Source organism: Actinacidiphila glaucinigra (assembly GCF_900188405.1).
Lineage (GTDB): Bacteria > Actinomycetota > Actinomycetes > Streptomycetales > Streptomycetaceae > Actinacidiphila > Actinacidiphila glaucinigra.
This window is the reverse complement of record NZ_FZOF01000043.1, coordinates 1-23,131: the sequence shown is the minus strand read 5'-3', so window position 1 is coordinate 23,131 and position 23,131 is coordinate 1. Positions and strand designations below refer to the sequence as shown.

The following is a 23,131-nucleotide window of genomic DNA, read 5'->3' as shown; positions in this document are numbered from 1 at the left end:
GGGCGCGGTCTTTGACGAGAACCCAAAGACGAGGAAATCCGCCGGTATGGCCAAGATCCTGAAGTTCGACGAGGACGCCCGTCGCGCCCTCGAGCGTGGCGTCAACAAGCTCGCCGACACCGTGAAGGTGACCATCGGTCCCAAGGGCCGCAATGTCGTCATCGACAAGAAGTTCGGCGCCCCGACCATCACCAACGACGGTGTGACCATCGCGCGTGAGGTCGAGATCGACGACCCGTACGAGAACCTCGGTGCGCAGCTGGTGAAGGAGGTGGCGACCAAGACCAACGACATCGCGGGTGACGGCACCACCACCGCCACCGTGCTGGCCCAGGCGCTGGTCCGCGAGGGTCTGCGCAACGTCGCCGCCGGCGCCTCCCCGGCCGCCCTGAAGAAGGGCATCGACGCCGCCGTCAAGGCCGTCTCGGACGAGCTGCTCGCCACCGCCCGCCCGATCGAGGGCAAGGAGGACGTCGCCGCCGTCGCCGCCCTGTCCGCCCAGGACAAGCAGGTCGGCGAGCTGATCGCCGAGGCGATCGACAAGGTCGGCAAGGACGGTGTCATCACCGTCGAGGAGTCCAACACCTTCGGGCTGGAGCTGGACTTCACCGAGGGCATGGCCTTCGACAAGGGCTACCTGTCGCCGTACTTCGTGACGGACCAGGAGCGCCAGGAGGCCGTCCTGGAGGACCCGTACATCCTCATCACCCAGGGCAAGATCTCCTCCATCCAGGACCTGCTCCCGCTGCTGGAGAAGATCCTGCAGGCCGGCGCCTCCAAGCCGCTGCTGATCATCGCCGAGGACGTCGAGGGCGAGGCCCTGTCGACCCTGGTGGTCAACAAGATCCGCGGCACCTTCAACGCGGTCGCGGTCAAGGCCCCCGGCTTCGGCGACCGCCGCAAGGCCATGCTGGGCGACATCGCCACCCTCACCGGCGGCACCGTCGTCGCCGAGGAGGTCGGCCTCAAGCTCGACCAGGTCGGCCTGGACGTGCTCGGCACCGCCCGCCGCGTGACCGTCACCAAGGACGACACCACCGTCGTCGACGGCGCCGGCGAGTCCGCGGAGATCAGCGGCCGGATCAACCAGATCAAGGCCGAGATCGCCGCGACCGACTCCGACTGGGACCGCGAGAAGCTCCAGGAGCGCCTCGCCAAGCTGGCCGGCGGCGTGTGCGTCATCCGCGTCGGCGCGGCCACCGAGGTCGAGCTCAAGGAGAAGAAGCACCGTCTGGAGGACGCCATCTCCGCGACCCGCGCCGCGGTCGAGGAGGGCATCGTCTCCGGTGGTGGCTCCGCGCTCGTCCACGCGGTCAAGGTGCTCGACGACAACCTCGGCAAGACCGGCGACGAGGCCACCGGTGTGGCGGTCGTCCGCCGCGCCGCGGTCGAGCCGCTGCGCTGGATCGCCGAGAACGCGGGCCTGGAGGGCTACGTCATCACCTCCAAGGTCTCCGAGCTGGAGAAGGGCCACGGCTTCAACGCCGCGACCGGCGAGTACGGCGACCTGGTGAAGTCCGGCGTCATCGACCCGGTCAAGGTCACCCGCTCCGCCCTGGAGAACGCCGCCTCCATCGCCTCCCTGCTCCTCACCACCGAGACCCTCGTGGTGGAGAAGAAGGAGGAGGAGCCCGCCGAGGCCGGTCACGGCCACGGCCACGGCCACTCCCACTGAGCTGGACCGCGAAGGCCCCCGTTCCCGCCCGGAACGGGGGCCTTCGGGCTGCCAGGGGCCGGTCTCAGTCGCGGGGATAGGCCGGCCCGAAGCGCCGCCCCGCCTTCGCCGAGAACCGGCCGAGCGCCCCGCTCGGTGCCAGCCTGGCCGCGGCCACCGCGGCCTTGTAGCGGGCGTCGGGCACGCTGAGGGAGCGGCCGCGGGCGAGGTCGCGCAGGGCCGCGGCGACCACCTTGTCGGCGTCCAGCCACGCCCAGGAGGGGATGCTGCCGGTGTCCATCCCGGCCCGCCGGTGGAACTCGGTACGGACGAAGCCCGGGCACAGCGCCATCAGCCGCACCCCGGTGCCCGCGAGCTCCCGGGCCACGCCCTGGGTGAAGCTGACGACCCACGCCTTGCTCGCCCCGTACGTGCCGCGCGGCACGAAGGCCGCCACCGAGGCCACGTTGATCACGAAGCCGCGCCCGCGCTCCCGCATGGCACCGGTCGCGGCGCAGGTCAGCCGCAGCACCGCCTCGCAGTGCACCTTGAGCATGGTCAGCTCGTCGGCCGTCGGCACGTCGCCGAAGCCGCCCCGGTTGCCGAAGCCCGCGTTGTTGACCAGCACGTCCACGGGGGACTCGCGGTCCCGCAGCCGCGCCTCGACCGCTTCGATGCCCTTGTCCTCCGACAGGTCGGCGGGCAGCACCTCCACGGTCACCCCGTACGTGTGCCGCAGCTCCCGCGCGCACTCCTCCAGCCGCTGCCCGTCGCGGGCGACCAGGACCAGGGCATGACCGTCCCCCGCCAGCCGGCGCGCGAACGCCGCGCCGATCCCCGCGGTGGCTCCCGTGATCAGTGAAGTCGTCATGCCCCGCAGGCTAGTGAGCCCCCGTGCGTCTGCGGGCCGCGGCGCGCACATCCTCCGGGAGCGCGTCCGCCGCCAGCAGCCGGGGGAGCAGCGCGGGCTCCAGGGTGACCGCGCGGAAGGTCAGCGCGACGGTGACCCCGTGGTCCGGGCGGTGGACGACCTCGACCGGGTCGCCGGCCCGGACCTCACCGTCCTTGGCGACCCGCAGGTAGGCGCCGGGCAGCGCGGCCCGCGTGAACGTCCTGATCCAGCCGCCCTGTTCCAGCCAGCCCTGGAAGGTGGCGCAGGGGATCCGCGGGCAGGACACCTCCAGGACGGCGCCGCCCGGCCCGCCGATCCGCCAGCGCTCGCCGATCAGGGCCTCGTTGACGTCCAGTCCCGAGGTGGTCAGGTTCTCCCCGAACACGCCGTTGCGCAGCGACAGGCCGAGCCGGCGTTCCCAGGAGTCGAGGTCCTCGCGGGCGTAGGCGTAGACCGCCTGGTCGGAGCCGCCGTGGTGCGCCAGGTCGTACACCCGGTCGCCGGCGAGACCGACCGCGCCGGTGCCCTTGGGACCCGGTGCGGTCACCGCCACCGGGCCCGGAACCGGGTGCTTGTCGATGCCGGTCGTCCCGGTCGTCTTCCACGGGTTCGGACGGGGCCGGCCCACGTTCACCGAGAGCAGCTTCATCCTGCGACGGTACGGCGCCCGCCCGGCGCCCGGCGAGGCGTTTTCCGGCTGCCGGGGCCCGTGGATCCTCAGCTCGCGAGCACGCGCAGCAGCCGGTCCACGTCCGCCTCGGTGTTGTACAGGTGGAAGGCCGCCCGCAGGTTCCCCGCGCGGGCCGAGACCCGGATGCCGGCGGCGGCCAGCCGCTCCGCCGCGTCGCCCAGCCCCGGGACGGCCACGATCGCCGAGGCGGCCGCGCCGGACGGCACGGGCTTGTGGCCGAGCCGCAGCAGACCGGCCCGGAAGCGCTCGGCCAGCGCGACGTCGTGGGCGCCGATGGCGTCGACGCCCAGCTCCTCGACCAGTGCCAGCGAGGCCGCCCCGGCCAGGTACGGCAGCAGCGGCGGCATCACGTCGAACCGCCGGGCGGACCGTGCGAGGTGCGCGACCGGCCCGTAGCAGTCGCCCCACGGGTCCTCGGCCGCGTACCAACCGGCGAACTGCGCCGACAGCCCGTCCTCGGCGCCCTCGCGCACGGTCAGGAAGGACACCCCGCGCGGGGCGAGCAGCCACTTGTAGCCGCCGCACACGACGTAGTCGAGGCCGTCCGCGCGCAGCGGCAGCCAGCCGACCGCCTGCGTGGCGTCGACGAGCACGCGCGCGCCGTGCCGGGCCGCGGCCTCGCGGACCGCCGCGAGGTCGGCGACCCGGCCGTCCGCGGACTGCACCGCGCTGACCGCGACGAGGTCGGTGGCGGGACGTACGGCGTCGGCGACGCCCTCCAGGGGCACGGTGCGCACTGTGACGTCGGCGCGGGAGGCGAAGGGGTTGACCAGCGAGCTGAAGTCACCGTCGGCCAGCACCACTTCGGCTCCGGCGGGGAGCGCCGCGGCGATCATGCCGACGTGTGTGGTGACCGAGGAGCCGACCGCGACGCGGTCGGCGGCGACCCCGGTGAGGCGGGCGTAGGCGGCGCGGGCGGCGTCCAGGGCGCGCTCGTCGCGCACCCAGTTGTCGGTGCCGTCGGACCAGGCGGCCACGGCGGTGCGCAGGGCCTCGACGGAGCGGAGCGGGCCGATGCCCGACGAGGCGGTGTTGAGGTAGCTGATCCCGGCGTCCAGCGCGAATTCCCCGGTGATGTCCATGGTTCCTCAGCCTGCGCCCAGGACTGCCCCAAGTCCACCATCGATCACCGAACGCGACCCCCAAGGAACCCTTATGCTCGGAGCGTGTTCGAGGCCCGCCACCTTCGTGTGCTGCGCGCCGTCGCCCGCACCGGCTCGCTGTCGGGCGCCGCGCGGGAGCTGGGCTGCACCCAGCCCGCGGTCAGCCAGCAGATGAAGGCGCTGGAACTCGCCGCGGGCACCCCGCTGCTGGTCCGCGGCGGGCGGACGACCCGGCTGACCGAGGCGGGCGAGGCATTGGCCCGGCACGCGAGCGGCATCCTCGCGGGGCTGGCCGCCGCCGAGGAGGAGGTCGCGGCCATCGGGGGCCTGCGGGCCGGGCGGGTGCGGATGGTGTCGTTCCCGAGCGCGGGCCCGTCCCTGGTGCCCACCGCGCTGGCCGCGATGCGCGCCGCGCACCCGGACGTAGGGATCACGCTGGCCGAGGCGCAGCCGCCGCGCGCGGTGGAGATGCTGCGCGCCGGGGAGTGCGAACTGGCGCTGGTCTACCGCTACGAGGACGACGCCGGCGGGGAGGACGCGGCCGCGTGGGAGGGGTTCCTGGTGCGGCCGTTGCTGGCCGACCGGCTCTTCGCGGTGCTCCCGGCCGGGCACGCGCTGGCGCGCGCCGGCGGGCCCGTGCGGCTGTCCGACCTCGCGGACGAGGCGTGGATCGCGGGCTGCACGTACTGCCGCCGGCACCTGGTCGAGCTGTGCGGGCGGGAGGGTTTCGAGCCGCGCATCGACTTCGCCACGGACGACTACCCGGCGGCCGTCGGCCTGGTGGCGTCGGGAATGGGTGTCTCGGCGCAGCCCGGCCTCGCGCTGGAGGCGGTGCGGCTGCGCGGGGTGGCCGTGCGCGAACTGCGCCCGTCCGTACGCCGCGAGGTGGCGGCGCTGACGCTGCCCGACCTGGCCCAGGTGCCGGCCGTGGACATGATGCTGGGCCGGCTGCGGCTGGCCGCTCTGCGCGACCCGTCGACGGTCTGAGTCCCCGGCACCGCGGGTACCCGGCCGCTTGTGGTGAAACGTTTCCTCGTCGGTTGACGTCCGGTGCGTCAGTGACCGCCGGTGGCGTGCGAGCTCATGACCCGGTTGCGGGACCGGCCCATCATCTCCTCGCGCTCGTCCTCGGTGAGTCCGCCCCAGACCCCGTAGGGCTCGCGGACCGTCAGAGCGTGCGTCGCGCACTCGGCGCGGACGGGGCAGCGCATGCACACCTCCTTGGCCGCCGCCTCACGCGCGCTCCGGGCGGCACCGCGCTCTCCCTCGGGGTGGAAGAACAGGGAGCTGTCGACGCCGCGGCAGGCGGCGACCAGCTGCCAGTCCCAGAGGTCGGCGTTCGGGCCCGGGAGGCGGGAGAAGTCTGCCATTGCTCATCTCCTCGAGAGGTGGGCTGCAGGGACACCGTCCAGGCGCGAAGCTCTGGGAAGGTGCTGTCGACGGTACATCTACTGTCGAAGTAGATGTAAATATGATTCATCACAAAATCGCCAACGAACTCCCGCCATGCGGGTAAAAAGCCTCCAAACAGGCAAAATCTGACATTGCCCCCCGGTCGGCGGCTGCCCTGTGCTGCAAGCGGGCGCCCGTTGTGCCGCTTTCTGGGGCTCGGTGAACGGCTGCGACCTGCGACGTTGCTGATCCGTGTCGGTCCGGGCACGGAGAGTGCGGGAGTCGCCCGCCAAACTCCGTAACTCTTTCGAGTGAGGGTCGTTGAAGGTGCGGAAGTGGTTGGCGGTCGAACTAATCGGGCAGGCGCCCGAGGCCGTCATCCCCACCGGTGAACGATTCGTACAGCCTGGAGGCTCAACGTGACGCGGATCAGCTGCGGAGGACGGTCATGACTTCCGTTCTCGTCTGCGACGACTCCCCGCTTGCCCGAGAGGCCCTGCGCCGCGCGGTTGCGACCGTGCCCGGCGTGGAGCGTGTGACGACCGCGGCCAACGGCGAGGAAGTCCTCCGCCGCTGGGGCGCCGACCGCTCGGACCTCATCCTCATGGACGTCCGGATGCCCGGCCTCGGCGGCGTCGAGACCGTACGGCGGCTGCTGTCCGCCGACCCCGGCGCCCGCATCATCATGCTCACCGTCGCCGAGGACCTGGACGGCGTGGCCCTCGCGGTCGCCGCCGGTGCCCGCGGATACCTGCACAAGGACGCCTCGCGCGCCGAGTTGCGGGCCACGGTCACCCAGGCGCTGGCCGACCCGACCTGGCGGCTCGCCCCGCGCCGGCTGCGCTCGGCCGAGATGGGCGCCGCCCCGACCCTGACCGCCCGCGAGATCCAGGTGCTGGAGGGCATGAGCCACGGCCGCTCCAACGCCGAGATCGGCCGCGAGCTCTTCCTCTCCGAGGACACCGTCAAGACGCACGCGCGACGCCTCTTCAAGAAGCTCGGCGCCTCGGACCGGGCCCACGCGGTGGCGCTCGGCTTCCGCTGGGGCCTGGTGCGCTGAGGCAGCGGCTTTGAGGGCTGAGGGGCCGATGAGCTGTGGGGCGGCTGTGCGGCTGCCCCGCTCGTACCGGTTTCCGCGCCGAGGGCGCATGCTTGAGGTATGGACTCTCGGGGAAACGGTCGGGCGGGGCGGCGGGTGCATGACATGACTACGGCCGGTGCGGCCCCTCGGAACGCTCCGCACGGCACTCCGCATAACGCTTCGGAGCACAACCACGGGTGTGAGCCCACGGAGCGGCCCGCGGCGATGCACTATGGACGGATGCGCGACGAGGCCACCGGCAATGAGACAGCCATAGGGGCACTCGTACGTCGAGCCGTGGAAGGCGACGAGCAGGCGACGCACGATCTGCTCGCCCATGTGCACCCACTCGCCCAGCGCTACTGCCGTACCAGGCTGTCGCGGCTGCCGGGTGACGCGCGCCACTTCGTGGAGGACCTCGCCCAGGAGGTCTGCCTCGCGGTGCTGTGCGCCCTGCCCCGCTACCGGGACCAGGGCCGGCCCTTCGAGGCCTTCGTCTTCGGCATCGCGGCACACAAGGTCGCCGACCTCCAGCGGGCCGCCATGCGCGGTCCGGGCTCGACGGCCGTGCCCTCCGACGAGATGCCCGAGCAGCCGGACGACTCGCTCGGGCCCGAGGAGCGGGCGCTGCTCAGCAGCGACGCGGAGTGGGCGAAGAAGCTGCTCGCCAACCTCCCGGAGCACCAGCGGGAGCTGGTGCTGCTCCGCGTCGCCGTGGGCCTCACCGCGGAGGAGACCGGTCAGGTGCTCGGCATGTCGCCGGGCGCCGTCCGGGTCGCCCAGCACCGCGCGCTGTCCCGGCTGCGGGCGCTGGCGGAGGAAGCGGCCGCGGGCGCCCCCGGGTTGAGCGCCTAGTCCACCCCTGCCCGGCCCCGCCCCGGGGGCGGAATTGGTTTCCCGCGGGAGCCATTAGCATTGAACATCTCGCCGGGCAAGACCATGGGGAAGGTGTCATGACGCTGAACGCCGACGGAGTAGCCGACAAGTTCGGGCTGCTCGGACTCACCTACGACGATGTGCTGCTGCTCCCAGGTGCGTCGGACGTCGTGCCGAACCAGGTCGACACCCGCTCGAAGGTCTCCCGGAACGTCAGCGTGAACATCCCGCTGCTGTCGGCGGCGATGGACAAGGTCACCGAGGCGCGGATGGCCATCGCGATGGCCCGCCAGGGCGGTGTGGGCGTGCTCCACCGCAACCTGTCCGTCGAGGACCAGGTCAACCAGGTCGACCTGGTGAAGCGGTCCGAGTCCGGCATGGTGACCGACCCGATCACCGTCCACCCCGACGCCACCCTCGCCGAGGCCGACGCCCTGTGCGGCAAGTTCCGCATCAGCGGCGTCCCCGTCACCGACGCCTCCGGCCGGCTGCTGGGCATCGTGACCAACCGCGACATGGCCTTCGAGAGCGACCGCTCCCAGCAGGTCCGCGAGGTCATGACGCCGATGCCGCTGGTCACCGGCAAGGTCGGCATCTCCGGCGTCGAGGCGATGGACCTGCTGCGCAAGCACAAGATCGAGAAGCTGCCGCTCGTCGACGACGAGGGCCGCCTCAAGGGCCTGATCACGGTCAAGGACTTCGTGAAGGCCGAGAAGTACCCCAACGCCGCCAAGGACGCCGAGGGCAGGCTGCTGGTCGGCGCCGCGGTGGGCGTCGGCGACGAGTCCTTCGTCCGCGCCCAGCGGCTGGTCGAGGCCGGTGCCGACTTCCTGGTCATCGACAGCGCGCACGGCCACAGCCGCGGCATCCTCGACATGGTCGCCAAGGTCAAGGCCAACATCAGGATCGACGTGGTGGCCGGCAACGTCGCCACCCGTGACGGCGCCCAGGCGCTGATCGACGCGGGCGCCGACGGCATCAAGGTCGGTGTCGGCCCCGGCTCCATCTGCACCACCCGCGTGGTCGCCGGCGTCGGCGCGCCCCAGGTGACGGCGATCTACGAGGCCTCCCTGGCGGCCGGCCCGGCCGGCGTCCCGCTCATCGGCGACGGCGGCCTGCAGTACTCCGGCGACATCGCCAAAGCCATCGCGGCCGGCGCGGACACCGTCATGCTGGGCAGCCTCCTCGCGGGCTGCGAGGAGTCGCCGGGCGAGCTGCTCTTCATCAACGGCAAGCAGTTCAAGTCGTACCGCGGCATGGGTTCGCTCGGCGCGATGCAGTCGCGCGGGCAGGCCCAGTCGTACTCCAAGGACCGCTACTTCCAGGACAACGTGCTCTCCGAGGACAAGCTCGTCCCCGAGGGCATCGAGGGCCAGGTGCCCTACCGCGGCCCGCTCTCCGCGGTGGCCCACCAGCTCATCGGCGGCCTGCGCTCCTCCATGGGCTACGTCGGCTCCGCGACGATCCCCGAGCTCAAGGAGAAGGGCCGCTTCGTGCGGATCACCGCGGCCGGTCTCAAGGAGAGCCACCCGCACGACATCCAGATGACCACCGAGGCGCCGAACTACCACGGGCGCTGACGGTACGAGCGGACGATCCGGAGCCCGCGGCCCGCACGGCCGCGGGCTTCCGGCTGCCCTGCCTGGGATACTGGACGGGCAGGCCACGAAGGAAAGGCATAGCGAAGTGACTGAGATCGAGATCGGGCGGGGCAAGCGCGGCCGCAGGGCATACGCATTCGACGACATCGCCGTCGTCCCGAGCCGCCGTACGCGGGACCCCAAGGAGGTCTCGATCGCCTGGCAGATCGACGCCTACCGCTTCGAGCTGCCCTTCCTCGCGGCCCCGATGGACTCCGTGGTATCCCCGGAGACCGCGATCCGCATCGGCAACCTCGGCGGCCTCGGCGTGCTCAACCTCGAGGGCCTGTGGACCCGCTACGAGGACCCCGAGCCGCTGCTCGCCGAGATCGCCGAGCTGGACGACGCCTCCGTCACCCGGCGCCTGCAGGAGCTCTACGCGGCGCCGATCAAGGAGGAGCTGATCGGGCAGCGCATCAAGGAGGTGCGCGACGCCGGTGTGGTCACGGCCGCCGCGCTCTCCCCGCAGCGCACCGCGCAGTTCTCCAAGGCCGTGGTCGACGCGGGCGTGGACATCTTCGTCATCCGCGGCACGACGGTCTCCGCCGAGCACGTGTCGGGCTCCCACGAGCCGCTCAACCTGAAGCAGTTCATCTACGAGCTCGACGTCCCGGTCATCGTCGGAGGCTGCGCCACCTACACCGCCGCGCTGCACCTGATGCGCACCGGCGCCGCGGGCGTCCTCGTCGGCTTCGGCGGCGGCGCCGCCCACACCACCCGCAACGTCCTCGGCATCCAGGTGCCGATGGCGACCGCGGTCGCCGACGTGGCCGCGGCCCGGCGCGACTACATGGACGAGTCCGGCGGCCGCTATGTGCACGTCATCGCCGACGGCGGCTTCGGCTCCAGCGGCGACCTGCCCAAGGCGATCGCCTGCGGCGCCGACTCGGTGATGATGGGCTCCCCGCTGGCCCGCGCCACCGACGCGCCCGGCCGCGGCTTCCACTGGGGCATGGAGGCCACCCACGAGGAGCTGCCGCGCGGCAAGCGCATGAACCTGGGCACCGCCGGCACGACCGAGCAGATCCTGCTCGGCCCCTCGCAGGCGCCCGACGGCTCCATGAACTTCTTCGGCGCGCTGCGGCGCGCGATGGCCACGACCGGCTACTCCGAGCTGAAGGAGTTCCAGCGGGTCGAGGTCACGGTGTCGCCGACGCACCACCGCTGACCGCGCGGCACGTGCCCGCAGCGTGAACAGTGGCGCCGGCGCGCGCCGAAAATCGAGCGGGCCGGCGCCTCGGTGACGGCCCCGCACTGCCTGGGGGACTTTTCCTGATGCGCAAGGGGTGGATTCGATACGCCCTGTTCGGCGTGGTACTGGGGGTACTGCTGCCACTGATCGGGCCGGACTCGGCGCAGATGGGCGCAGTCGCTGCGCGGCAGATCGTGACGGATGTGCGAGTCCGGGACCCCCAGGCGTCCTCGTCGGCTCGCGCGGTGTACACGATGCTCGCCGGGCTGGAGAACGACGCCCGCGCCGGCCGGCCCACCCACACCGTCATCGGCCAGCACGATGAGCTGCAGAACGAACGCTACAACGCCACCTACGGCGACTACCCGGGCCGCAAGCCGCCTGGCTACTACTACCGCAAACCCGCCGACATCACCGGGCGGTTCCCAGGTTTCCTGGAGGTGGACCTGGGGCCCGGATACCAGCAGTCGTCCTGGGGTGTCGGTGAGCCGCGCCCCTACTCGGCCGCGTGGCCGAGTTGCCGCCCGTACTGGGGCTACACCAACGACGCCGTGGACCTGGCCGCCGGCGTGTGGGAGGGGATGGGCTCCGCTTCCGCCCCCCGCCGGGACTGCTCCGACGGCGCCACGGTGACACTGCCGGGCAACGGTGGTGGCCCGGCGGGCATCGCCGGTATGTCGTTCCACGAGCCCTATCCGGGCAGCCCGGTGAAGGGCTTCACCCACACGTTGTGCCGCAACTCACCCGCAGCCCACGACCCGAAATGGTTTGCCCGGGTGGTGACGCCCGGCACGGCCGAGCAGCATGATCTGCTGGTCGACCTGTCCTTCCTCGCCGACCACCTGTCCTACCTCGCTGCTCGTGATGTACCGGTGCTGCTGCGGCCGTACCACGAGATGAACGCGCGTGACTGCGCCGGCGGATTCTGGTGGGCCGGCCAGCGCCCCGAGTTGTACAGGAAACTGTGGCAGACGATGTACGACTACCTCGTCGGCACCCGAGGCCTGCACAACCTGATCTTCGTCTGGGCGCCCAGTCCCTGGGATGGGAAGCACGGCACCGATCCCTGGGCGTACTACCCGGGCAGTGAATACGTCGACGTGGTGGGAGTCGACGACTACAGCGACACGCCGGAGCGGCCGTTCCGGGGGGAACCGTGGACGCAGATCTGGTACCGGGGGCTGGCGCGCTACGACAAACCGCGCATGATGGCGGAATCCTTCCACGTCCCGCTCTCCGCCGCGCAGCCCGCCACGCTCACGGCGGCGCCATGGGTGATCTGGAGCGTATGGGGCAGCGGACTGACGAAGCACAACTCGCCATCGGATGTGCAGCGGACCTACTACGCGTCGGCCATTCTCACCGGCGGCACTTCGGCACAAGGCGGACGTTTCGACTGGGGATCACTGCACAAGTCCTCGCTTGATCGCTGATCGAGCGCACGGCGCTCATGTGCGATGAGCCGTACAGCGACAACCTGAAAGGGTTGTACGGAGATGGCGTGAAAGTTCTCACGACCCGGGGAATTCGATCAGCGGAGGCCCAAAAGGCCAGGTCACCGAGCTCGCCTCTCGAGCGTCACGTGTATCGTACGGTTAACTTTTGAACACAAGTTCTCCATGGGATTCCCTTGCATGGTGCACGCGTGCGAGGATCGTGCTCCTGTTCGGTCAGTAGTTTCGATGCCTGGGGGGCATCTGACCGCCACTGGCTAAACGTCCGAAAGTCGTTTGAGGGGTGGGGGCTCGGGACGTTGTCGTGGTACGCCCAGCCGTGCCATGACCGGGGTTTTCGCTGCCTCAACGCATTGTCATCTTCAGGGGAGTTCAACAGTCGCCATGGCCGTCACACAGGTCGATGGGGTTGTGCCGCACTCGCGCCACAACGCCAAGTTGGCACAACGCACCGCCGCTTGGAAGCCGGGGATCCTGCCGTTCCTGATCCCCTTCACGCTGCTGCTGGCTTTCGGTCTGTGGTCGTACTCGCCCAGCCGGACCCCGCTCAGTTGGGCGCTGAGCATCGTCTGGTCGCTGCCCGTCGTGGGCGTGCTCGTGGGTATCCAGGGCGCGTGGCTCATCCGGCGGAGGATCAAGCGCAGCGTCAACATGGTGCCGCCCGCCCCTGTCGAGCAGGACTTCCTCATCGTGCTGGTGCCGACCATCGGGCGCCACGACACGTATCCGGCGCTTGAGCGCTCCGTGCTCTCGTACGTCGAGCACCTGCCGGAATGGTTCCCGTACATGCGCGTGGACGTCCTCACCGAAGAGGGCTGCGAGGCCGCGGCGGACATCGACCGGCTGGCCACCGTCCACCCGCTGATCCGTGTCGTCACGGTGCCCAAGGCGTACGCCACGGCCAACGGCACCCGCTTCAAGGCGCGTGCCAACCACTACGCGCACGAGCTGCGCATCGCCGAGGGTGAGGCACTCGACGATGTGTGGGTGCTGCACATGGACGATGACACCGGGGTCGGCCCCGACACCTCGGCGGCGCTCGCGCAGTTCATCAACCGCCAGCGGCGCGCCGGGCCCGACGAAGCCAAGCACATGGCCCAGGGAATCCTCACCTATCCGCGGGAAAGCGCGGTCAACATGTTCACCTGGCTTGCCGACGCCGTTCGGCCGGCCGACGACATCGCGCGGTTCCGGGCACTCACCGGAATGGGAACCCCGGTGGCCGGTGTGCACGGTGAACTCCTCGTTCTGCGGGCCTCGATCGAGGCCACGATCGGCTGGGACTTCGGCCCGAAGGCGATTGTCGAGGACGCGCAACTCGCCCTCACGTTCTGCCGCCTTTATCCGGGGCGTAGCGACTGGTTCAACGGCCGTTGTTATGGCGCATCTCCCGCCACCGCCAAGGATTTCGTGAAGCAGCGCGACCGGTGGGCCTGGGGTCTGGTCGCACTGTGCTTCAACCGGACGATTCCTCTCCGCTACCGGTGGTTTCTTGCCATCTGTGTGGCGACCTGGATCCTCGGCCCGCTCCAGCACATCGGAGCCGTGCTGCTTTTCGGCTGGCTCATCAATGACATGAACACCTCGCCCGTGACCCAGTCCGTGGTCATCCTCTGGGCCCTCAACTTCGCCTATGTCATCTGGACCTACTGGGAAGGTCTGCGGCTGAACGCGGTCGCGTCGACCAGCGGCCGGCGCAAGTGGTGGGAGCCGATCGTCGTGGTCGCTCTCATCCCGGTCTTCTCCGTGATGGAGGGACTCGGCGGCTTCAAGGGCTTCCTGAGGTTCGTCCGGCGCGAAGAGAACAAGTTCGTCGTCATCGCCAAGCCCGTCTGACCGCCCGGAAGACAACTGACATGCGCTCGCGCCTTCCCCTGCTCGCCATCTTTCCGGTGAGCGTCCTCAGCCTCGTGCTGGGCACCCCTTTCGTCCTCGGCGACCATCCGGTTCGCTGGGAGTCAGGCTCGGCGATCCCCAAGATCGCCGTAGGCGACGCCGGGGACTCCGACACTCCGAAGGGCGGCGCCGCCGATACACCGTCGGCGTCCTCTCCGTCTTCTCCCTCGGATTCTCCGGCTTCCCCCGCCGAGGCCCTCCAGGTCGCCAAGCCCTGGAAGAAGGGCATGGCGCAGTGGGGCGTGCAGATCTACTGGGAGGAGGAGAAGCAGAAACGATCCGGCACGTTCATCGAGGCACAGGCCGGCAAGCAGGCGAAGTACCTCATCGGCCTGGGCGCGAACTCGGTGTCGGTCTCGTTCCCGTTCTTCATCGAGAACGCCACGTCCAACAAGCTCTCGGCCGGCGCCAAGACCCCGTCCCCGGAACGTCTCGAGCGCGTGCTGAAGATCTTCAAGGACGCCGGGTTCCGCACCACCGTCCGCCCGATCCTGGACGAAGGCTCCCTGGAGCAGTCGAACGGCTGGCGCGGAAACATCGAGCCCGACTCGCGCTCCGCCTGGTTCGCCTCGTACAAGCAGTTCATCGCCCCGTACCTCAAGGTCGCCCAGGACACGAAGGCGGACACCTTCGTGATCGGTACCGAGCTGAACTCCCTGGAAGGCGACGTGGGCTGGGACAGCCTGGTCACCTACGCCGAGAAGGACTTCTCCGGTGAGGTCGCCTACGACGCCAACTGGGACAATTACGTCACCCGCCGGATCAACATGCCGGTCAGCCACCTCGGCGTCGACGCCTACTTCCCCATCAAGGTGCCGGACACCGCTCCGGTCCGGGACCTGGTCAAGGGCTGGAACGACTGGCTGGACAAGAAGGCCACCGGTCCGCTGCCGAACATCCTCGTCTCCGAGACCGGCATCGGCGCCATGGACGGCGCCTACCACGCCCCCGGCGACTTCTACGTCAAGCGAGCCGTCAACCCCCAGGTGCAGGCCAAATGGTACGACGCCGTCTGCCAGGTCGTGCAGGAACGGAAGATGCAAGGCATCTACTGGTGGTCGCTCTGGTTCGACGACGACCCGAACACCAAGCCCGACGACAAGGTCGCTTCCCGGCTCGACTTCGCCGGACGCCCCCTCTCCGAGAAGGCCATCAAGTCCTGCTTCACCTCTGACTACGCGGGACCCGGTACCGCCCCCACCAGCTGACCGAGCGGAGGCAGTGATGCAAGAAGCCATCATCCTGGTCGGCGGCAAGGGAACCCGCCTGCGCCCGCTGACGAACCACACCCCGAAGCCGCTGCTCAACGTGGCGGGCTCGTCCTTCATCCGGCACCAGATCGCCAAGCTGATGGACGCCGGGGTCGAGCACGTGGTCTTCGCCACCTCGTACCTCGCCAGCCTCTTCGAGGAGGAGTTCAAGGACTTCTCCCGCGATCTGCGGATCTCCTACGCCGTCGAGGACGTCCCGCTCGGCACCGGCGGGGCCATCCGCAACGCCGCGCGCCTGCTGTCGGGCGGCCCCGCCGACCCACCGGTCCTCATCCTCAACGGCGACATCCTGTCGGGCGTCGACCTGCGCGCCCTCCTGGCTCGGCACGAGGAGAAGGACGCGGACGTCACTCTGTACCTCACCCGCGTCGCCGACCCGCGCGCATTCGGCCTCGTCCCCACCGACGAGGACGGCCGGGTTCTGTCCTTCCTCGAGAAGCCGAAGACGGCCGAGGAGTGCGTCACCGACCAGATCAACGCCGGCTGCTATGTCTTCGGCCGGTCCGTGCTGGAAACCATTCCCGCCGATCGCGAGGTGTCGGTCGAGCAGGAGATCTTCCCGCAGCTGGTCGCGCAGGGACGGCGCGTGTTCGGCCACACCACGGATGACTACTGGCGCGACCTCGGTACGCCGCTGGCCTTCGTTCACGGCTCGGCCGACCTGGTCACCGGCAAGGCGACCTCCCCCCTCGTGGAGCGTCCCGCCGAGGCACTGATCCATCCGACGGCCTCCGTCGATCCGACCGCCCTCGTCACGGGCGGCTCGACGATCGGCCCGCACGCCGTCATCGGTCCGCACGTGGTCGTCGACCGCTCCATCATCGGCGCGAACGTGACCGTGTCCGAAGGCGCCCGCATCCGCGAGTCCGTGGTCGACCACGACTCCTCGATCGGCAGTGAATCGTTCCTGCACGAGGTCGTCGTGGGCTGCCACGCCCATATCGGCGCGCAGAACGAATTGCCCGCCCAACTGCGGCTGTCGTGCGGCATCCGCATTCCCGCCCAGGGGGTGCGCGTCAGCGGAACGGCTGCCGCCTGCCCGACGGTCCACTGAAGCAGCCGGTCGGCCCCCGCGGGCCCCACCGGGCATTTTCTGGAGAATCGTGACCACCCACGCCTCAACGGCCGTCAGCCCGCAGCTTCCGCCCCGGCACCGATCGGCGGAGCCCCAGCCGGAGAAGACGGACCGCCTGCGCAAGTACCGCCCGGACCTGCAGGGTCTGCGTGCCGTCGCCATCATGATGGTGGTCGCGATGCACTGCGGCATCATCGACATCCATGGCGGCGTCGACATCAGCTTCGTGCTGAGCGGCTTCCTCATCGGCAGTCAGCTCCTCAGCGAGATCAGCCGGACCGGCAAGGTCTCGATGGGCAAGTTCTGGGCGCGGCGCTTCCGCCGGCTCGCGCCCGGTGCCTCGCTCACCATCGTGGTCACCGCCGTCTTCGCCTGGTTCTTCGCCGGTCCGTTCTCCTTCCGCGACTACATGAAGGACGGCTTCGCCGCCTCCCTGAGCTTCATCAACTGGCGACTCGCCGAGAACGGCACCGACTACTTCGCCAACGACGGAAGCCAGTCCCCCTACCAGCACTTCTGGTCGCTCGGCATCGAGGAGCAGTTCTACGTCGTCGCGCCGATCGCGCTCGTCGTCGTCGCCTTTCTCAGCCGGGTGCTCACCCGCAGCCGCTTCCTGATAGGGCTCTTCCTCGCCGCCGCCATCGCCGGCTCTCTCTACCTGTCGGTCACCCAGACCAAGTCCGACCAGCCACTCGCCTACTTCGGTACCCAGACCCGTGTCTGGGAGCTGGCCCTCGGCGTCTTCGTCGCTCTCAACGCCAGGCTCCTCTCCCGTATGAACGTGTGGTTCGCGGGGTTCCTCTCCTGGGTCGGCATCCTCGGCGCCGTGGGGACCGCGCTGCTCATCAACGAGCACACCCCGCTGCCCGGCTACGCGGTGGCCGGACCGGTGGTGGGCGCCGCGCTGGTGATCGCCGGCGGCTGCGCCGCACCCCGCCTCGGTGCGGAAAAGCTCCTCGACAACCCGGTCTTCGACTTCATCGGCAACGCCAGCTACAGCTGGTACCTGCTGCACTGGCCGCTGCTCATCCTGTTCCCGGAGATCATCGACCGGGAGTTCGGCTACTCCGACCGCTGGCGGGTGGCGGTGATCTCCTTCCTCCTCGCCGTCTGCATGCACTACCTCATCGAGCGGCGCTTCAAGGCGAACGTCCGGATGGTCCAGATACCGTGGCGGGGCATCCTCATGGGGCTGTCCCTGACCGCCACCGCCGCCGTCGTCATGACGCTCGCCGTGCGTGTGGTGCCGCTCAACATCGGGGTGCAGACCACGGCCGGCGCCGTGGCGAAGGGCTACCAGGGCGCCGCGTCCGTCGAGCAGGCGGTGAAGGAACGCGATCATCCGGTGCTCAGCCAGGACACGCTGCTGAAGACGCCCACCGATCGCGGCGACCACGGATGCATCGACCAGTTGCTCGTCACCGAGTTCGTCATGCAGGAAGACTGCGTCACCGGCGACACCTCGGCCAAGAAGACGATGGTCCTGCTCGGCGACTCGCACGCCTTCCAGTGGGGCAACGCGTTCAACGAACTCGGCCTGAAGCTGCACGTCAAGGTCATCACCGTGACCAAGAGCGGCTGCACCCCCGAGGCGTACCAGATCACCCGCGAGGACCTCGGGCGGGAGTACACCGAATGCACCGCGTGGCGGAAGACGGCCCTGGACAAGATCGACGAACTCCACCCCGACGTCATCGTGGTCACCAACCGCGTCCAGTGGACCACCACCCGGGCCGGCGCCGACGAGACGTTCAAGCGGCTCCAGGCCAACGGCGCCAAACTCGTCTACATGACCGACAGCCCGCACCCGAACTTCGCCGTCCCGGACTGCCTCGCCCGGAACTCTGATGGCGTGGCCGCATGCTCTCCCAAATCCGCGGCCATGCTCGACTTTCCCGAGTTCCGCAAGGCGGAGCGCGAGGAGGCAGAGAAGTACGGGTTCGACGTCCTTGACACGGTCCCGGCGTTCTGCGCCGACGGCTACTGCCCGGCGGTGATCGGCGGCGAGGTCGTCTACTGGGACTACAGCCACATGTCCGGGGCCTACTCGACTTCCTTGGAGCCGTACCTGAGGCCCTATTTCAAGAAGTTCCTGGAGAGCTGACCCACTGCCCGTACCGATCGGGGGCCGCGAGGCTCACAGCCGCGCGGCCGCGCCGACCGGGGTGGCGCCGCGGGTGTCCAGCATGAGCTGGGCCTTCGCGGAAAGGCCCTGCATGTCGTACGTGCGGTGGTGCTGGAGGAGCACCGTGAGGTCGGCGTGCGCCGCGGCCTCCCACAGCGAGTCGGCGCGGGGGACCGGGCGGTCCAGGACGCGCCACTCCGGGGCGTAGGGGTCGTGGTAGCTCAGCTGCGCCCCGAGCTCCAGCAGGCGGCCGCCGATCTCCCCGGCCGGTGAGCGCTCCTGGTCCGGCAGGTCCGGCTTGTACGTCACGCCCAGCAGCAGCACCCGCGCCCCGCGCAGCGACTTGCCGTGCTCGTTCAGCAGGGCCGCGGCGCGCTGCACCACGTAGCGCGGCATGCGGGCGTTGACCTCCTGGGCGTACTCGACCAGACGCAGCGGATGGCCGGGCACCCGGCCCTGGTACGGCGGATGCCCGGGGTCCAGCGGCATGGTGTGCCCCCCGACCCCGGGGCCGGGGCGGAAGGCCTGGAAGCCGTGGGGGCGGGTCTCGGCGCACCGGATGACGTCCCAGACGTCCACGCCGATGTCGTGGCAGAACACGGCCATCTCGTTGGCCAGCGCGATGTTGACGTGCCGGTGGTTCGTCTCCAGCAACTGCACGGCCTCCGCCTCGCGCACGCCCCGCGCCCGGACGATCCGCTCGGTGAACCGGCTGTAGAAGACGGCGGCGGCCTCCGTGCACGCGGGGGTGAGCCCGCCGATCACCTTCGGGGTGCCGGGGTGCCGCGCCGGGGCGTACGCCAGGTGGAAGCCGTGGCCGGCCCGCAGTCCCGACCCCGCCTCCAGCAGCGGACGCAGGAAGTCCTCCGTCGTGCCCGGGTACACCGGCGACTCCAGGACCACCGTGCTGTGCGGCCGCAGTTGCCCGGCCAGCGCGCGGGCCGCCTCCGCCAGCGCCGTCAGGTCCGGCTCCCCGCGCTCCCCGAGCGGGGTCGGCGCGCACAGCACGGCCGCCCGCGCCCGGCCCAGGGCGGCGGTGTCCGCGGTCGCGCGGAAGCCCCCCGCGAGCATCCGCCGCACGTCGGCGGCGGCCAGCGCGCCGCAGGGCACCCGGCTGCCGGCGTTGATCGCCTCCACCACGTGCTCGTCCGGGTCGTACCCGATCACCCCGAGGCCGGCGGCGCTGGCCGCCTGCGCGAGGGGCAGGCCGGCGTGGCCGAGTCCGATGACTGCGAGGTCTGCGGGCATGGGGGTCCTCTCCTGCGACGGGGGGGCGTCCTGGTACCCAAATGGCGCGAAATCAGGCTAACCAGACAGGTAGCTGATATGACTGCACGCCACGCGGGGGGCCCTCCGAGGGCGGTTCCGTCGCCTCGGGCCGCGTTCTGTGGGGCCCGGGTCGTTGGTGCGGCGCCGTCGTGGTGGGGGTGCCCCTTGCGGCCCGGGTGCGGGTGCGGGTGCGTTGCGCCTGCGGGCGGCTGCGCCGGGCTGCCCGGTGGTTGTGTGCGGCTTGTTTGCGCCTGCGGCGGGCTGTCCCCGCCCGCCCTCCCGATTGCCCGGCGCGGTTGGTGCGGGCCTCGCGCGGTTCGTGGTGGGCCGGGGGCGGGGCCTCCGGGGCTGGGCATTCTGTACCGCATATTTATGTGCATGGCGGGCGGTACTTGTTGTGCCGTCTGTGCCGCACAACAAATACACGTCAGCGTCCAGAACGCCCACCCCTACGACCCCGCCCCCTCCGTTTCGCTGGGCGACAACGGCGGGAGAGGGGTGATGGGGGACGCCACTCCCCGCACCGCTGGAAGCTGCCCTCACCAGGGGGTCCCGCGGCCGAAGGCCGAGCGAGGGCGCGCGCTCCGGTGGCGCGGCCTACGTGCCGGCATTGAGCCGGATTGTGTGGGCGTTCGGTAAGGCGCGTCCGGCAACCCCGGACCGCCTTCTCACCCCCCTCCGGCCGTCATGCGCCCGAACCCACGGGAGGGGGTGTGGCGGGGTGCGCCCATGGGGGTCCCCCCGGCCGAAGGCTGGGGGAGTGCGCCGGCGCGGCACCGACCCAGGCACACGGTGCGAGGCCCGCACTGACCGCGCCGGATGGGGGTCCCCCCGGCCGAAGGTTGGGGGAGGGAGGGCGGGCGGGGAATCCCCCAACCGCAACCACGACGCACCCGCACACAACCACCGACCGGCACACAAGAACGCACCCCGCCCCGGCGAAAGCCGACGTGCCGCGCGCCACGACACGGGTAACGATCGTGGGGACGGGGAATGCGCTGAGGCGCGACCCCGCGTCACGACGGGAGGCCAGGATGCTGACGGCGACACTGGGACCGGCGGAGCGTTCCTCCGCGCTCGCCCGGATGGCGGAACAGGAACTCGACGTACTCGTGGTGGGCGCGGGCGTCGTGGGCGCCGGGACGGCGCTGGACGCCGCGACGCGCGGGCTGGCGACCGGCATCGTGGAGGCCCGCGACTGGGCGTCCGGGACGTCGAGCCGGTCGAGCAAGCTGATCCACGGCGGACTGCGCTACCTGGAGATGCTGGACTTCGCCCTGGTCCGGGAGGCCCTCAAGGAGCGCGGTCTGCTGCTCCAGCGCCTGGCGCCGCACCTGGTGAAGCCGGTGCCGTTCCTGTACCCGCTGCAGCACCGCCTCTGGGAGCGCTTCTACGCGGGCGCCGGTGTGACGCTGTACGACACGATGGCGCTGTCCTCCGGGCACGGCCGCGGTCTGCCGCACCACCGCCACCTGAGCCGCAAGAGCGCGCTGCGCGTGGCGCCGTGTCTGCGGAAGGAGGCCCTGGTGGGGGCGCTGCAGTACTACGACGCGCAGATGGACGACGCCCGGTACACGATGACCCTGGTCAGGACGGCCTCCGCCTACGGCGCGCTGGCCGCGAACCGGGCCCGGGTGATCGGGTTCCTGCGCGAGGGCGAGCGCGTGGTGGGCGCCCGGGTCGAGGACGTGGAGGCCGGGGGCGTCTACGAAGTGCGCGCCCGGCAGATCGTGAACGCCACCGGGGTGTGGACGGACGACACGCAGGCGCTGATCGGGGAGCGCGGGCAGTTCCACGTGCGGGCGTCCAAGGGGATACACCTGGTCGTGCCGAAGGACCGGATCCACTCCGCGACGGGGTTGATCCTGCGGACCGAGAAGAGCGTGCTCTTCGTGATCCCGTGGGGCCGCCACTGGATCGTCGGGACGACGGACACCGACTGGAGCCTGGACAAGTCGCACCCGGCGGCCTCCAGCGCCGACATCGACTACCTGCTGGAACACGTCAACTCGGTGCTCGCCGTACCGCTGACGCGGGACGACGTCGAAGGCGTGTACGCGGGACTGCGCCCGTTGCTGGCGGGGGAGTCGGAGGCCACCAGCCAGCTGTCGCGCGAGCACACCGTGGCGCACCCGGTGCCGGGCCTGGTGGTGGTGGCGGGCGGCAAGTACACCACGTACCGGGTGATGGCCAAGGACGCGGTGGACGCGGCCGTGCACGGTCTGGCGCACCGCGTCGCGGAGTGCGTCACCGAGGAGATCCCGCTGGCCGGCGCGGAGGGCTACCACGCCCTGTGGAACGCCCGGGCCCGGATCGCGGCGCGCACCGGTCTGCACGTGGCGCGGATCGAGCACCTGCTCAACCGCTACGGGTCGCTCTCCGAGGAACTGCTGCAGCTGATCGAGGACGACCCCTCGCTGGGCCGCCCGCTGGCCGGGGCCGACGACTACCTGCGCGCCGAGGTCGTCTACGCCGCCTCGCACGAGGGGGCGCGGCACCTGGACGACGTGCTCACCCGGCGCACCCGCATCTCCATCGAGACCTTCGACCGCGGCACGCTCAGCGCCCGTGAGGCCGCCGAGCTGATGGCGCCGGTCCTGGGCTGGGACAAGGAGCAGGTCGAGAAGGAGGTCGAGCACTACGAGAAGCGCGTCGAGGCCGAGCGGGAGTCCCAGCGCCAGCCCGACGACCAGACCGCGGACGCCGCCCGCCTGGGCGCCCCGGACATCGTCCCGCTGTAGCCGCCGACGGTACGCCGCGTGAGGCGTGGGCCACGGCTTTGACGGGTTCCGTGGCCCGGCCGGATATCGTTCCTTCTCGTACGTGGCAGGAAGGGGCGCGCGATGTCCGACCTCGGACGCCTGGTGGCCGGGAGGTACCGGCTGGTGGAGCGGATCGGCCGTGGTGGCATGGGCACGGTGTGGCGGGCCGAGGACGAGTTGCTGGGGCGTGCGGTGGCGGTCAAGCGGTTGCATCCGCCGCAGCCGCATCTGCAGGACGACGAGCTGGAGACGTTGTTCGAGCGGACCCGGCGGGAGGCGCGTTCTGCGGCGCGGATCAGTCATCCCAATGTGGTGGTGGTCCATGACGTGGTCGACGACGAGGGTCTGCCGGTGATCGTGATGGAGTACGTGCCGTCGACGACGCTGGGTGATCTGCTGAAGGAGCGGGGTCCGGTGGGGCCGGGGGAGGCGGCGCGGATCGGGCGGGCGATGGTGGCGGCGTTGCGGGCGGCGCACGCGGCGGGGGTGCTGCACCGGGATGTGAAGCCGGGCAATGTGCTGTTGTCGGAGTCGGGTCGGGTGGTGCTGACGGATTTCGGGATCGCGCAGGCTTCGGGGACGTCGACGTTGACGCGGACGGGTGAGTTGATCGGGTCGATCGACTTTCTGGCTCCGGAGCGGTTGACCGGTGGTGTGCCGGGGCCGGGGGCGGATCTGTGGGCGTTGGGGGCGACGTTGTTCCAGGCGGTGGAGGGGCGTTCGCCGTTTCGTCGGGACACGGCGATCGAGACGGCGTA

18 protein-coding genes are annotated in these 23,131 nt (G+C 70.7%); 13 read left to right on the top strand and 5 right to left on the bottom strand.

Annotation, left to right across the window (positions count from 1 at the left end; translation table 11 throughout):
- Positions 1-46 precede the first annotated feature (46 nt).
- Positions 47-1,675: a chaperonin GroEL gene (gene groL, locus CHF15_RS41150; protein WP_089229067.1), complete on the top strand. Its 1,629-nt coding sequence runs from the start codon at positions 47-49 to the stop codon at positions 1,673-1,675.
- A gap of 64 nt (positions 1,676-1,739) precedes the next feature.
- On the opposite strand, the gene CHF15_RS41145 is transcribed toward groL, so the two are convergent.
- The 3 genes from CHF15_RS41145 to CHF15_RS41135 all read right to left on the bottom strand — a co-directional run bounded on the left by CHF15_RS41145 (position 1,740) and on the right by CHF15_RS41135 (position 4,319).
- Entirely contained in the window at positions 1,740-2,525 is a 786-nt protein-coding gene (locus CHF15_RS41145; RefSeq protein WP_089229066.1) for an SDR family NAD(P)-dependent oxidoreductase, read from the bottom strand.
- A 10-nt stretch (positions 2,526-2,535) separates the two neighbouring features.
- On the bottom strand, positions 2,536-3,195 hold the full coding sequence (locus CHF15_RS41140) for an MOSC domain-containing protein (RefSeq protein ID WP_089229065.1): 660 nt from the start codon (positions 3,193-3,195) through the stop codon (positions 2,536-2,538).
- A 68-nt stretch (positions 3,196-3,263) separates the two neighbouring features.
- On the bottom strand, positions 3,264-4,319 hold the full coding sequence (locus CHF15_RS41135; protein ID WP_089229064.1) for an aminotransferase class V-fold PLP-dependent enzyme: 1,056 nt from the start codon (positions 4,317-4,319) through the stop codon (positions 3,264-3,266).
- 84 nt (positions 4,320-4,403) lie between these two features.
- Here CHF15_RS41135 and CHF15_RS41130 point away from each other — a divergent pair, with 84 nt between their 5' ends.
- On the top strand, positions 4,404-5,327 hold the full coding sequence (locus CHF15_RS41130; protein ID WP_089229063.1) for a LysR family transcriptional regulator: 924 nt from the start codon (positions 4,404-4,406) through the stop codon (positions 5,325-5,327).
- A 68-nt stretch (positions 5,328-5,395) separates the two neighbouring features.
- On the opposite strand, the gene CHF15_RS41125 is transcribed toward CHF15_RS41130, so the two are convergent.
- Complete coding sequence (locus CHF15_RS41125) at positions 5,396-5,710, bottom strand: WhiB family transcriptional regulator (protein WP_018562793.1); 315 nt, start codon at positions 5,708-5,710, stop codon at positions 5,396-5,398.
- Between the two features lie 470 nt (positions 5,711-6,180).
- On the opposite strand from CHF15_RS41125, the gene CHF15_RS41120 reads away from it, so the two are divergent.
- The 9 genes from CHF15_RS41120 to CHF15_RS41080 all read left to right on the top strand — a co-directional run bounded on the left by CHF15_RS41120 (position 6,181) and on the right by CHF15_RS41080 (position 18,321).
- The gene (locus tag CHF15_RS41120) at positions 6,181-6,792 is read left to right on the top strand and encodes a response regulator transcription factor (RefSeq protein ID WP_003948568.1); all 612 of its coding nucleotides are present in this window, start codon (positions 6,181-6,183) and stop codon (positions 6,790-6,792) included.
- Between the two features lie 261 nt (positions 6,793-7,053).
- Entirely contained in the window at positions 7,054-7,668 is a 615-nt protein-coding gene (locus tag CHF15_RS41115) for a sigma-70 family RNA polymerase sigma factor (RefSeq protein ID WP_322975722.1), read from the top strand.
- A gap of 98 nt (positions 7,669-7,766) precedes the next feature.
- Entirely contained in the window at positions 7,767-9,269 is a 1,503-nt protein-coding gene (gene guaB, locus CHF15_RS41110; protein ID WP_089229061.1) for an IMP dehydrogenase, read from the top strand.
- 106 nt (positions 9,270-9,375) lie between these two features.
- A complete protein-coding gene (locus tag CHF15_RS41105) occupies positions 9,376-10,497 on the top strand; it encodes a GuaB3 family IMP dehydrogenase-related protein (protein ID WP_089229060.1) in 1,122 nt (373 codons plus the stop codon).
- A gap of 107 nt (positions 10,498-10,604) precedes the next feature.
- Positions 10,605-11,954 (top strand): glycoside hydrolase family 26 protein, encoded by a 1,350-nt coding sequence (locus CHF15_RS41100; protein WP_089229059.1) that lies wholly within the window; start codon positions 10,605-10,607, stop codon positions 11,952-11,954.
- A 345-nt stretch (positions 11,955-12,299) separates the two neighbouring features.
- Positions 12,300-13,811 (top strand): glycosyltransferase family 2 protein, encoded by a 1,512-nt coding sequence (locus CHF15_RS41095; RefSeq protein ID WP_245939334.1) that lies wholly within the window; start codon positions 12,300-12,302, stop codon positions 13,809-13,811.
- A gap of 20 nt (positions 13,812-13,831) precedes the next feature.
- Positions 13,832-15,079: a glycoside hydrolase family 113 gene (locus CHF15_RS41090; protein ID WP_089229058.1), complete on the top strand. Its 1,248-nt coding sequence runs from the start codon at positions 13,832-13,834 to the stop codon at positions 15,077-15,079.
- A 16-nt stretch (positions 15,080-15,095) separates the two neighbouring features.
- Positions 15,096-16,196, top strand: a complete 1,101-nt coding sequence (gene manB / locus CHF15_RS41085) for a mannose-1-phosphate guanylyltransferase (protein WP_089229057.1) — start codon at positions 15,096-15,098, stop codon at positions 16,194-16,196.
- 49 nt (positions 16,197-16,245) lie between these two features.
- Complete coding sequence (locus CHF15_RS41080) at positions 16,246-18,321, top strand: acyltransferase family protein (protein ID WP_245939333.1); 2,076 nt, start codon at positions 16,246-16,248, stop codon at positions 18,319-18,321.
- A 33-nt stretch (positions 18,322-18,354) separates the two neighbouring features.
- On the opposite strand, the gene CHF15_RS41075 is transcribed toward CHF15_RS41080, so the two are convergent.
- Entirely contained in the window at positions 18,355-19,590 is a 1,236-nt protein-coding gene (locus CHF15_RS41075) for a nucleotide sugar dehydrogenase (protein WP_089229056.1), read from the bottom strand.
- A 1,055-nt stretch (positions 19,591-20,645) separates the two neighbouring features.
- Here CHF15_RS41075 and CHF15_RS41070 point away from each other — a divergent pair.
- Together CHF15_RS41070 and CHF15_RS41065 are read left to right on the top strand one after the other, a co-directional pair.
- The gene (locus CHF15_RS41070) at positions 20,646-22,352 is read left to right on the top strand and encodes a glycerol-3-phosphate dehydrogenase/oxidase (RefSeq protein WP_089229055.1); all 1,707 of its coding nucleotides are present in this window, start codon (positions 20,646-20,648) and stop codon (positions 22,350-22,352) included.
- Positions 22,353-22,454: 102 nt separating this feature from the next.
- A partial coding sequence (locus CHF15_RS41065; RefSeq protein ID WP_143681755.1) for a serine/threonine-protein kinase occupies positions 22,455-23,131 on the top strand: 677 nt, incomplete at its 3' end.

What these genes read in the sequence shown, in the direction of transcription:
- groL (WP_089229067.1), top strand. Translation starts at nt 47, where the DNA reads ATGGCCAAGATCCTGAAGTTCGACGAGGACGCCCGTCGCGCCCTCGAG.
- CHF15_RS41145 (WP_089229066.1), bottom strand. Translation starts at nt 2,525, where the DNA reads ATGACGACTTCACTGATCACGGGAGCCACCGCGGGGATCGGCGCGGCG.
- CHF15_RS41140 (WP_089229065.1), bottom strand. Translation starts at nt 3,195, where the DNA reads ATGAAGCTGCTCTCGGTGAACGTGGGCCGGCCCCGTCCGAACCCGTGG.
- CHF15_RS41135 (WP_089229064.1), bottom strand. Translation starts at nt 4,319, where the DNA reads ATGGACATCACCGGGGAATTCGCGCTGGACGCCGGGATCAGCTACCTC.
- CHF15_RS41125 (WP_018562793.1), bottom strand. Translation starts at nt 5,710, where the DNA reads ATGGCAGACTTCTCCCGCCTCCCGGGCCCGAACGCCGACCTCTGGGAC.
- CHF15_RS41120 (WP_003948568.1), top strand. Translation starts at nt 6,181, where the DNA reads ATGACTTCCGTTCTCGTCTGCGACGACTCCCCGCTTGCCCGAGAGGCC.
- CHF15_RS41115 (WP_322975722.1), top strand. Translation starts at nt 7,054, where the DNA reads ATGCGCGACGAGGCCACCGGCAATGAGACAGCCATAGGGGCACTCGTA.
- guaB (WP_089229061.1), top strand. Translation starts at nt 7,767, where the DNA reads ATGACGCTGAACGCCGACGGAGTAGCCGACAAGTTCGGGCTGCTCGGA.
- CHF15_RS41100 (WP_089229059.1), top strand. Translation starts at nt 10,605, where the DNA reads ATGCGCAAGGGGTGGATTCGATACGCCCTGTTCGGCGTGGTACTGGGG.
- CHF15_RS41095 (WP_245939334.1), top strand. Translation starts at nt 12,300, where the DNA reads ATGACCGGGGTTTTCGCTGCCTCAACGCATTGTCATCTTCAGGGGAGT.
- CHF15_RS41090 (WP_089229058.1), top strand. Translation starts at nt 13,832, where the DNA reads ATGCGCTCGCGCCTTCCCCTGCTCGCCATCTTTCCGGTGAGCGTCCTC.
- manB (WP_089229057.1), top strand. Translation starts at nt 15,096, where the DNA reads ATGCAAGAAGCCATCATCCTGGTCGGCGGCAAGGGAACCCGCCTGCGC.
- CHF15_RS41075 (WP_089229056.1), bottom strand. Translation starts at nt 19,590, where the DNA reads ATGCCCGCAGACCTCGCAGTCATCGGACTCGGCCACGCCGGCCTGCCC.
- CHF15_RS41070 (WP_089229055.1), top strand. Translation starts at nt 20,646, where the DNA reads ATGCTGACGGCGACACTGGGACCGGCGGAGCGTTCCTCCGCGCTCGCC.